At 66.5% G+C, this 10,390-nt stretch carries 10 protein-coding genes; 5 read left to right on the top strand and 5 right to left on the bottom strand.

Translation table 11 applies throughout. The features are described from left to right. Window positions 1-75: 75 nt before the first annotated feature. The 5 genes from RT309_RS02970 to RT309_RS02950 all read left to right on the top strand — a co-directional run bounded on the left by RT309_RS02970 (window position 76) and on the right by RT309_RS02950 (window position 5,181). Window positions 76-1,581 (top strand): dipeptidase, encoded by a 1,506-nt coding sequence (locus RT309_RS02970; protein ID WP_313355185.1) that lies wholly within the window; start codon window positions 76-78, stop codon window positions 1,579-1,581. A 102-nt stretch (window positions 1,582-1,683) separates the two neighbouring features. Continuing rightward, window positions 1,684-2,052 carry an iron-sulfur cluster insertion protein ErpA gene (gene erpA, locus RT309_RS02965; RefSeq protein WP_313355184.1) on the top strand — a complete coding sequence of 123 codons (369 nt, stop codon included), beginning with the start codon at window positions 1,684-1,686 and terminating at the stop codon, window positions 2,050-2,052. 87 nt (window positions 2,053-2,139) lie between these two features. Further along, on the top strand, window positions 2,140-3,027 hold the full coding sequence (coxB, locus tag RT309_RS02960) for a cytochrome c oxidase subunit II (RefSeq protein WP_313355182.1): 888 nt from the start codon (window positions 2,140-2,142) through the stop codon (window positions 3,025-3,027). 3 nt (window positions 3,028-3,030) lie between these two features. Continuing rightward, window positions 3,031-4,755, top strand: a complete 1,725-nt coding sequence (gene ctaD / locus RT309_RS02955) for a cytochrome c oxidase subunit I (RefSeq protein WP_313355180.1) — start codon at window positions 3,031-3,033, stop codon at window positions 4,753-4,755. Window positions 4,756-4,758: 3 nt separating this feature from the next. Next, window positions 4,759-5,181, top strand: a complete 423-nt coding sequence (locus RT309_RS02950; RefSeq protein WP_313355178.1) for a cytochrome c oxidase subunit 4 — start codon at window positions 4,759-4,761, stop codon at window positions 5,179-5,181. Between the two features lie 80 nt (window positions 5,182-5,261). Here the strand turns inward: RT309_RS02950 and RT309_RS02945 are convergent, their stop codons facing one another. The 5 genes from RT309_RS02945 to RT309_RS02925 form a co-directional block, all read right to left on the bottom strand. Next, window positions 5,262-5,681 carry a rhodanese-like domain-containing protein gene (locus RT309_RS02945; protein ID WP_313355176.1) on the bottom strand — a complete coding sequence of 140 codons (420 nt, stop codon included), beginning with the start codon at window positions 5,679-5,681 and terminating at the stop codon, window positions 5,262-5,264. Window positions 5,682-5,834: 153 nt separating this feature from the next. Continuing rightward, window positions 5,835-7,652 carry a ubiquinol-cytochrome c reductase cytochrome b subunit gene (locus RT309_RS02940; protein ID WP_313355174.1) on the bottom strand — a complete coding sequence of 606 codons (1,818 nt, stop codon included), beginning with the start codon at window positions 7,650-7,652 and terminating at the stop codon, window positions 5,835-5,837. Then, window positions 7,649-8,728, bottom strand: coding sequence for a Rieske 2Fe-2S domain-containing protein (locus tag RT309_RS02935; RefSeq protein ID WP_313355172.1), 1,080 nt, complete (start codon window positions 8,726-8,728; stop codon window positions 7,649-7,651). The genes RT309_RS02940 and RT309_RS02935 overlap by 4 nt, the downstream gene beginning before the upstream one ends. Before the next feature lie 36 nt (window positions 8,729-8,764). Beyond that, window positions 8,765-9,598 (bottom strand): cytochrome c, encoded by an 834-nt coding sequence (locus tag RT309_RS02930; protein ID WP_313355170.1) that lies wholly within the window; start codon window positions 9,596-9,598, stop codon window positions 8,765-8,767. Window positions 9,599-9,618: 20 nt separating this feature from the next. Continuing rightward, window positions 9,619-10,275: a heme-copper oxidase subunit III gene (locus tag RT309_RS02925; RefSeq protein ID WP_313355187.1), complete on the bottom strand. Its 657-nt coding sequence runs from the start codon at window positions 10,273-10,275 to the stop codon at window positions 9,619-9,621. Window positions 10,276-10,390 lie beyond the last annotated feature (115 nt).

Genomic DNA, 10,390 nt, shown 5'->3' with positions numbered 1-10,390 from the left:
CGTCGTCGGCGGCGGGGGGGGGGTTGGGCACGTTCGACCTCAGTTCGCAATCGGGTTCGCCTTAAGATTACTCGCATGACATCCCCTGCATCGCCCGCCTCGTCCGCCGCGGAGACCGCTCTCCTCGAGGCGGTGGCCCTCGGCATCCCGTCCGCTCTGGCCGATCTGGGGGCGCTGGTGCGCATCCCGGGGATCGCGTGGCCGGCGTTCGACCAGACGCAGCTGGAGCGCTCCGCCGAGGCGGTAGCCGAGCTGGCGCGCGTACTCGATCGTGTGGGCGGCCACGAGCGTGTGGAAGGGACCGCCCGGCGACAGCTCTGCGAGCGCGGTTGGGTAGCCGAGCTGGCGCGCGGCACGGGGGTCTTCGACGACGTGCGCGTGCTGCGTGCGCACGTCGACGACACCGACGAACTCGGCCAGCCCGCGGTGCTCGCTACGCGCGCCGCCCGCAACGGGCGCCCCACCATCCTGCTGTACGCCCACCACGACGTGCAGCCGCCGGGGGCCGACGAGCTGTGGCAGACCCCGCCCTTCGAGCCGACGGTGCGCGACGGACGCCTGTACGGCCGCGGTGCTGCGGACGACAAGGCGGGCATCATGGCGCACATCGCCGCGCTTCGTGCGGTCGCCGAGGTGCTCGGCGACGACTTCGACCTCGGCGTCTCGCTGTTCATCGAGGGGGAGGAGGAGTACGGCTCCCGCTCGTTCTCCCGCTTCCTGCGCGACAACGCCGACGCGCTGCGCGCCGACGCGATCGTCGTGGCCGACTCCGGCAACCTCGACTCCCGCACGCCCGGGCTCACCGTCTCGCTGCGCGGCAACGCCCGCTTCACGCTCACCGTGCGCACTCTCGAGCACGCGTCGCACTCGGGCATGTTCGGGGGAGCGGTCCCGGATGCCATGATGGCCGCCGTCACGCTCCTCGCGACGCTGTGGGATGCCGACGGCGCGGTCGCCGTCGAGGGCATGACCAGCAGGGACGCGCAGACGCCCGAGTACACCGAGGAGACTCTGCGCGACGAGGCCGGCCTCCTGGACGGGGTCAGCGCGATCGGTCGCGACGACATCTACGGCCGGATCTGGAACAAGCCGTCCATCACGATCACCGGCATGGACGTGACGAGCGTGGCCGAGGCATCCAACACCCTGCTTCCCGAGGTCAGCCTCGTGATCAGCGCCAGGGTCGCGCCCGGCCAGAGCGCGACCGACGCCTACGCCGCGCTCGAGCAGCACCTGCGCCGGCACACCCCGTTCGGCGCCGAGCTGACCTTCTCCGACGTGGACCTCGGCGACGGCTTCCTCGTCGACACCTCGGGATGGGCTGTCGAGCTCACCCGTGCGGCGATGGGAGACGGCTACGGAGTCGACGCCGTGGATCTGGGCGTGGGCGGATCCATCCCCTTCGTCGCCGACCTCGTCCGCGAGTTCCCGGGCGCGCAGATCCTCGTGACCGGTGTCGAGGACCCGCACTCCCGCGCGCACAGCCCGAACGAGTCGCTGCACCTCGAGACATTCCGCAACGCCGTGCGCACCGAGGCCCTGATGCTCGCCAGGATGAACGAGCGCGCTTCCGACTCCTGAGCCGTCGTGGCGGTCACGCCGCCGGATCGGCCACGCTGACACCGGCGGCGGTAGAATCGTGCACGAGCAGCGAGACCGCGCTGCCCGTTGCAAGGAGTTGAGATGAGCGACACCACCCTGACCTCAGAGCCCACCGCCGCCCCCGCGCACGGCGTCTCGCTGACCGATGCCGCAGCCCTCAAGGTGAAGAGCCTGCTCGCGCAGGAGGGCCGTGACGACCTGCGCCTGCGGGTGGCCGTGCAGCCCGGCGGGTGCTCGGGCCTGATCTACCAGCTGTACTTCGACGAGCGCTACCTCGAGGGCGACGAGACCGTCGACTTCGACGGGGTCGAGGTCATCATCGACAACATGAGCGTCCCGTACCTCGAGGGTGCGTCGATCGATTTCAAGGACACCATCTCGGAGCAGGGCTTCACGATCGACAACCCCAACGCCGCCGGCAGCTGCGCCTGCGGCGACAGCTTCCACTGAGACGCGTACCTGCGTGGTTGGCATGAATCGCGTGTGAGGTTGCCCTAGACTTGAATCTGCTCCTGTCCGAGATCTGAAAGGTGCATCGTGCCCTCGAAACGCCGCCTTCGTTGGGCCGCGCTCCCGCTGGGAGCAGCGGCAGCTGTGGCCCTGGCGGGATGTACTCCCACCGAACTCAATGGATTCCTTCCGGGCTTCGTCGAAGACGGCACCCCCGCGACCAACCAGACCGAGACGGTCTCCGGTCTGTGGGTCACCTCGTGGGTCGTTCTGCTTGCCGTCGGCGTGATCACGTGGGCGCTCATGGGATGGGCCCTCGTCATGTACCGCCGGCGCACCGGCCAGACCGGTCTTCCGGTTCAGCTGCGGTACAACATGCCGATCGAGATCCTCTACACGGTGATCCCGCTGATCCTCGTGCTCGGCATGTTCTTCTTCACCGCGCGCGACCAGACCGACATCGAGACGCAGTGGGACGAACCCGACGTCGAGGTCACCGCGATCGCCAAGCAGTGGGCGTGGGACTTCCAGTACGGCGGTGACGACGACGCCGTGTGGACCATGGGCGTGCAGGCCGATCCCGATGAGAACGGCGACATCGAGCGCGAGAAGCTCCCGACGCTCGTGCTGCCCGTCGACAAGAAGGTCACGATCGACCTGCAGTCGCGTGATGTGATCCACTCCTTCTGGATCATCGACTTCCTGTACAAGAAGGACATGTACATCGGCAAGGACAACTCCTGGTCCTTCATCCCCACGCGCGTCGGCGAGTACGACGGCAAGTGCGCCGAGCTCTGCGGTGAGTACCACTCGATGATGCTCTTCAACGTGAAGGTCGTCGAGCAGGACGAGTACGACGCATACCTCGAGACCCTGCGCGACCAGGGCAACACGGGCGACATCACCGACGCCTACGACCGACTCAGCAATCTCCCCGGGAACGGCGCGAGCACGAAGCCCGGGGAAGAGGAGTAAGCCATGACCACCACAGCTGAACCCACGACAGCGCCGGGCTCCCGTCCGACCACGCTCCCGCCGCGTCAGGCAGCCCTGCTCACCTCCTCCCGCGTGGAGCAGAAGGGCAACATCGTCGTCAAGTGGATGACCTCCACCGACCACAAGACGATCGGGTACATGTACCTGATCGCCTCGGTGCTGTTCTTCCTCCTCGGCGGTGTGATGGCGCTGATCATCCGTGCCGAGCTCTTCGCCCCCGGCATGCAGATCGTGCCCACCAAGGAGCAGTACAACCAGCTGTTCACGATGCACGGCACGATCATGCTGCTGATGTTCGCGACGCCGCTGTTCGCCGGCTTCGCCAACGCGATCCTGCCTCTTCAGCTCGGTGCGCCCGATGTGGCGTTCCCGCGACTGAACGCCTTCGCCTTCTGGCTGTTCACGTTCGGCTCGGTCATGGCGATCGCCGGCTTCCTCACCCCGCAGGGCGCGGCGTCGTTCGGATGGTTCGCCTACCAGCCGCTCGCCAACTCGTCGTTCTCGCCGGGGGTGGGCGGCAACCTCTGGATGCTCGGCCTCGGGATGTCCGGCTTCGGCACCATCCTCGGTGCGGTGAACTTCATCACCACGATCATCACGATGCGCGCGCCCGGCATGACCATGTGGCGCATGCCGATCTTCTCGTGGAACACGCTGATCACCAGCCTGCTGATCCTGATGGCCTTCCCCGTGCTCGCAGCGGCGATCCTCGCCGCTGCGGCCGACCGCGTGCTCGGCTCGCACATCTACGACGTCGCGAACGGCGGCGTGCTGCTGTGGCAGCACCTGTTCTGGTTCTTCGGCCACCCTGAGGTCTACATCATCGCGCTGCCGTTCTTCGGCATCGTCTCCGAGATCTTCCCCGTCTTCAGCCGCAAGCCGATCTTCGGATACAAGACGCTGGTCTACGCGACCATCGCGATCGCCTCGCTCTCGGTCGCGGTGTGGGCACACCACATGTACGTGACCGGCGGTGTGCTGCTGCCGTTCTTCGCCCTGATGACGATGCTCATCGCGGTTCCGACAGGCGTGAAGATCTTCAACTGGATCGGCACCATGTGGCGCGGCTCGATCACCTTCGAGACTCCGATGGTCTTCGCCCTCGGCTTCCTCGTCTCGTTCGTGTTCGGCGGACTGACCGGCGTGATCCTCGCGGCCCCGCCGCTGGACTTCCACCTGAGCGACTCGTACTTCGTCGTCGCCCACTTCCACTACGTGGTGTTCGGCACCGTCGTGTTCGCGATGTTCGCGGGCTTCTACTTCTGGTGGCCGAAGTGGACCGGTCGCATGCTCAACGAGCGTCTGGGCTACATCCACTTCTGGATGCTGTTCATCGGCTTCCACATGACGTTCCTCGTGCAGCACTGGCTGGGCGTCGACGGCATGCCCCGCCGCTACGCGGACTACGCCACCCACGACAACTGGGAGTGGGGCAACCAGGTCTCCACGATCGGTGCCATCATCCTCGGCGCCTCGATGCTGCCCTTCTTCCTCAACGTGTGGATCACCGCACGCAAGGCCCCGAAGGTCACCGTCGACGACCCGTGGGGATACGGTGCATCGCTCGAGTGGGCCACCTCGTGCCCGCCCCCGCGTCACAACTTCACGTCGATCCCGCGCATCCGCAGCGAGCGCCCGGCATTCGACCTGAACCACCCTGAGGCCGCGGAGCACCCGGTGGGCGTCGCAGCGGGAGAGGTCAAGTAAGTCATGCGCAGCAATGTCATCCTCTGGTGGATCATCGCGACCTTCTTCACGATCGCGTCCGCCATCTACACGGTCTGGAACCTCGTCGATCCCTTCCACGGGTACGTGGAGTGGGTCGGCACCGTGGCCCTGCTGTTCGTGGCGTTCATGGGCGCCATGATCGCCATCTACTTGCAGCGCACCTATAAGGCGCAGGGCGGGGAGCTGCCCGAGGACGTCCTGACTGCGGACATCGACGATGGTGACCCCGAGCTCGGCGAGTTCTCGCCCTGGTCGTGGTGGCCGCTGGTTCTCTCCGGCTCCGCCGCCGTATTCCTGCTCGGCCTCGCGGTCGGCCACTTCCTCCTGCCGATCGGCCTGGCGATCTTCGTCGTCGCGATCGTCGGCTGGGTGTACGAGTACTACCGCGGACACTTCGCACGCTGACACGCGTCGATCCACGCAGAAGGGCCCCTGGATTCGTCCAGGGGCCCTTCTGCGTGCCCGGGCGGTCGTCGTGTGCGTCGTCAGGGGCGGGTGCGCACGCTTGGCACGCCGGTGAGCGGGTCGATCGGCCGACGGTGGATGCCGTCGTGATCCTCGACGGGGTACCCCTCGCGTACCCAGTACTCGAAACCGCCGATCATCTCGCGCACCTGGTAGCCCAGCTTCGCGAACTCGAGTGCCCCCTTCGCGCCGGCGTTGCAGCCGGGGCTCCAGCAGTACACGACCACTGACGCGTCCGACGAGATCTCCTCGAGGGCGCGATCCGCGATCTCGCTGTAGTGCATGTGGATCGCTCCCGGAACGCGTCCCTGCGCCCACGCCTCATCCGAACGCACATCCACCACCACGAGCGCCGTACCGGCCTTCTGAGCGGCATAGACGTCGCTCGCGTCGGTCTCGTACTGCAGCTTGGCGGCGAAGAAGTCCTGTCCATCCATCATGGTCACAGGCTACTCCGCGGCGTGCGCCACGCTGCCGAGGATGACGACGATATGCCATCCGTCCGCCAGTCGGATGCCCTCACCAGCCTCCCACGGGAACGACTGAGGGCCCGTCCGAAATCGGACGGGCCCTCAGTCGTGGGGGAGAGCGGCTTACTTGCCGTCCTCCGACTTCTTCCTGCGCGGCTTCTTCGCAGGCTCCTGAGCGATCACCGAGCTCGGGGTGTTCGGCGTCTCATCGACGTGCAGGTCGGTCTCCGCGACCTGAGCGTCGGAGGTCACACCGGCACGCGCGTGAGCGCCGGCGATCTCCGCAGCCTCGATCTCGGCGTCGTGCGTCAGCGTGTGCTGCTGGTGCGCGTCGGCTGCCGCGATCTCGGCCTGCGTGAGCGGCTGCAGGCGGTCCTCGTAGAACCAGCGCGAGATCGAGCTGCGCAGGTTCTCGTGCCACGGGATGCGACCCTTGGCGTTCGGTCGCACGACGAGAGGCTCGTAGGTGGCGTAGTCGATGAGCTTCCAGCGGTCGTACACGTCGACCGGCTGGTGCACCTCGATGAACTCGCCGCCGGGGAGGCGGACGATGCGGCCCGACTCGTAGCCGTGCAACACGATCTCGCGATCCTTCTTCTGCAGCGCGATGCAGATGCGCTTCGTCACGAAGTATCCCAGGATCGGTCCGACGAACAGCAGCGCCTGCAGGGCGTGGATGACACCTTCCATGGTGAGCATGAAGTGCGTGGCCATGAGGTCGGACGAGGCCGCAGCCCACAGCACCGCGTAGAAGATCACTCCGGCGACACCGATCGCGGTGCGGGTCGGGGCGTTGCGCGGGCGGTCGGCGAGGTGGTGCTCGCGCTTGTCACCTGTGATCCACGCCTCGAGGAACGGGTAGATCGCCACGGCGACGATGAACAGCCCGAGGACCAGCACCGGGATCACGATGCCGAGCGACAGCGTGAAGTTGCCGATCATGACATCCAGGTGCGGGGGAGCGAGACGCAGTGCGCCGTCGGCGAAGCCGATGTACCAGTCCGGCTGCGTGCCGGCCGAGATCGGGGAAGGGTCGTAGGGACCGTAATCCCAGAACGGCAGGATCTGGAAGAACGAGGCGATCAGCACGATCACACCGAAGACGATGAAGAAGAAGCCGCCCATCTTCGACATGTACACCGGCATCATCGGGTAGCCGACGACGTTGTCGTTCGTGCGGCCGGGGCCCGCGAACTGGGTGTGCTTGTTGATCACCATCAGCATCAGGTGCAGACCGATGAACGCGATCACCAGAAGCGGCAGCAGCAGGATGTGCATCGTGTACAGGCGGCCGACGATGTCGTCGCCCGGGAACTCGCCCCCGAAGATGAGGAACGAGGTCCAGGTGCCGATCAGCGGCAGACCCTTGATCATGCCGTCGATGATGCGCAGACCGTTGCCCGAGAGCAGGTCGTCGGGGAGTGAGTAGCCGGTGAAGCCCTCGGCGAGAGCGAGGACGAACAGCACGAAGCCGATCACCCAGTTGAGCTCACGAGGCTTGCGGAACGCGCCGGTGAAGAACACGCGCAGCATGTGGATGCCGATGCCCGCGATGAACACGAGGGCTGCCCAGTGGTGGATCTGGCGAACCAGGAGGCCACCACGGATGTCCCATGAGATGCGCAGCGCCGACTCGAACGCGGCGGTCATCTCGACGCCGCGCAGCGGTGCGTATGCACCGGTGTAATGCGTGGGTGCCATCGAGGCCTGGAAGAAGAACGTCAGGAACGTTCCAGACAGGAAGACGGCCACGAACGCCCAGAGCGCGATCTCGCCCAGCATGAACGACCAGTGGTCGGGGAAGATCTTGCGACCGAGCTCCTTGACGAAGCCCGAGAGGCTGGTGCGCTCATCGATGTAGTTCGACGCGGCGCCGACGAAACGGCCGCCGAGAGGCGCCTTGGTGTCCTTCTCGTCCTTGGACAGCGTTGCGGTGCTCAATGGCGCTCCCAGAAGCTCGGGCCGACGGGTTCGGTGAAGTCGCTGCGTGCGATGAGGTAGCCCTCGTCATCCACGGTGATGGGCAGCTGGGGCAGCGGCCGGGCGGCCGGGCCGAAGATGACCTTCGCGTGGTCCGTGACGTCGAACTGCGACTGGTGGCACGGGCACAGCAGGTGGTGGGTCTGCTGCTCGTACAGCGCGACGGGGCAGCCGACGTGCGTGCAGACCTTGGAGTAGGCGACGATGCCGTCGTACGACCAGTCCTTGCGGTCCTCGGCCTCGGTCAGCTGCTCGGGGCGCAAACGCATGAGGAGCACGATGGCCTTGGCCTTCTCCTCCATGTATCCCTCGCTGTGGCCGAGTTCGGCGAGCGGCTCGGGGATCACGTGGAAGGCGGAGCCGAGAGTGACGTCGGCCGCACGGATCGGGGTGCCCTCGGGGTCACGCGCCAGGCGCATGCCCTCTTTCCACATGGTGTGCTTCAGCAGTGCGACAGGGTCACCCGCGATGGGGTTGCCGTTCGCATTGTTGTGCGGGGCGAGGCCGCGGAACAGGGTGAGGCCGGGCAGGATCGAGGCGACCACGGCGGCGATCAGCGAATTGCGGATCACGGCGCGACGGCCGAAGCCCGAGTCCTCGTTCGCCTCCGAGAACGCCTGGACGGCACCGGCGCGGGTCGCATCCTTGCCTCGGGTCGGGTGGCGGTGCTCGATGTACTCCTTGTCGGACATCAGAGCCTTCGACCAGTGGATCGCGCCGATGCCGAGCGCCAGCAGCGCGAGTGCGATGCCGATGCCGATGTACATGTTGTTGTGGCGGATGTCGATCGCCAGGCCGCTCTCGATCGGGAACAGCATGTATGCGGCGACCGCCCAGATGCTGCCCGCGAGCGACAGGTAGAACAGGGTGTAGACCGTGCGTACCGCAGCCTTCTCGGCGCGCGGGTCCTTGTCGGTCATCCGCTCACGGTGTGGCGGCAGTCCCGGGTTCTCCGCAGGATCGCTGACTGCGACGCCCAGCCCCTGCGAGGGCTGGTAGGCCCTGTCAAGAGCCTGCGTGTCGTCGTCGTGTGCCATGGTGCTCCTCGTACGTAACTCTTCGATGACAGTGCGTCAGTTGGACTTCGCCGTGATCCACACGGTGAGGGCGACCAGTGCGCCGATTCCGAAGATCCAGATGAACAGGCCCTCCGACACCGGACCGAGCGATCCGAGCGTGAAGCCGCCGATCTGCACGGCCTCCTGCTGGTAGACGAGGGCGGCGATGATGTCGCGCTTGTCCTCGGTGCTCAGGTTCATGTCGCCGAAGACCGGCATGTTCTGCGGGCCGGTGACCATGGCCGCGTAGATGTGCAGCGGGCTGGTCGAGCTCAGCGCCGGGGCGTACTTGCCCTCTGTCAGCGCACCACCGGCCGCGGCGACGTTGTGGCACATCGCGCAGTTGATGCGGAACAGCTCCGCACCGTGTGCGATGTCGACCTCGTCGCCCGCGCTGTCGGGGTTCTGCTTGCCGGCGGTCACCCACTCCTCGGGGTAGCTCGGTCCGGGAGCGACGCTCTGCACGTACGCCGCCATCGCGCGGATCTGCGCGTCGGTGAACTGGGCGGGCTTCTGCGGCGCCTGCGGTCCCTGCATCTGCAGCGGCATGCGGCCGGTCGCCACCTGGAACTCGACGGACAGCTCACCGACGCCGATGAGGCTCGGTCCTTCGCTGGTGCCCTGCATGTCGAGACCGTGGCAGGTCGCGCAGTTCGCGGTGAACAGCTTCTGGCCGTCCTCGACGGTCAGCTCTGCCGCCGCGCTGCTCTGCGTGCCCGTGGTAAACGCCATCGCGGCAGACGCGCCGGCGTAGACGCCGCCGGTGAGCAGCAGGCCGGCACCGATCAGGGCGGCAGCGGCGAGGGGACTGCGGCGACCGCGCGAGCGGTGCTTCTTCTCTCGTGCCATTTCGAAAAATCGCTCCGCTCTTATTTCAGGAAGTAGATGACGGCGAACAGGGCGACCCAGACGACGTCGACGAAGTGCCAGTAGTAGGACACGACGATCGAGGAGGTCGCCTCCTTGTGGCCGAAGTTCTTGACCGCGTAGGCGCGGCCGATGACCAGCACGAAGGCGATCAGACCGCCCGTGACGTGCAGGGCGTGGAAGCCGGTGGTCAGGTAGAAGGCCGATGCGTAGGAGTCGGCGGTGATCGGCATGCCCTCGGCGACGAGCTGGGCGTACTCCCACACCTGGCCGCTGACGAAGATCGCGCCGAGGATGAAGGTGAGCCAGAACCACTCGACCATGCCCCAGCCGAACAGGCGGCGACGGCCGAAGGCGTTCACCTTGCCCTTGTCGATGCGGTAGGGCTGCAGGTCTTCCGCGGCGAACACGCCCATCTGGCAGGTGAACGACGACGCCACCAGGATGACCGTGTTGACGAAGGCGTACACCACGTTGAGCAGCTCGGTGCGGTCCGCCCAGAGCTCGGGCGAGGTGCTGCGCAGTGTGAAGTAGATCGCGAAGAGTCCCGCGAAGAACATGACTTCGCTGCCGAGCCACACGATGGTGCCGACAGCGACCGGATTGGGGCGCTTGATGGTTCTTGCCGCCGGGGCATACGTCGCTGAGGTGGTCACCAGACCATTATGGCCGATTCCGTGCGTGGATTCTCGCACCGACGTGGCCCGTCGTGCTGTCCGGCGACTTAGGAGAACCTAAGAAGCACCTGCGAATGTGCCGCATTCCCGTGCCCAG

This window comes from Microbacterium sp., from assembly GCF_032084865.1.
Lineage (GTDB): Bacteria > Actinomycetota > Actinomycetes > Actinomycetales > Microbacteriaceae > Microbacterium.
Note: the sequence above shows the minus strand (reverse complement) of the source record. Positions and strands in the feature narration are given on the sequence as shown.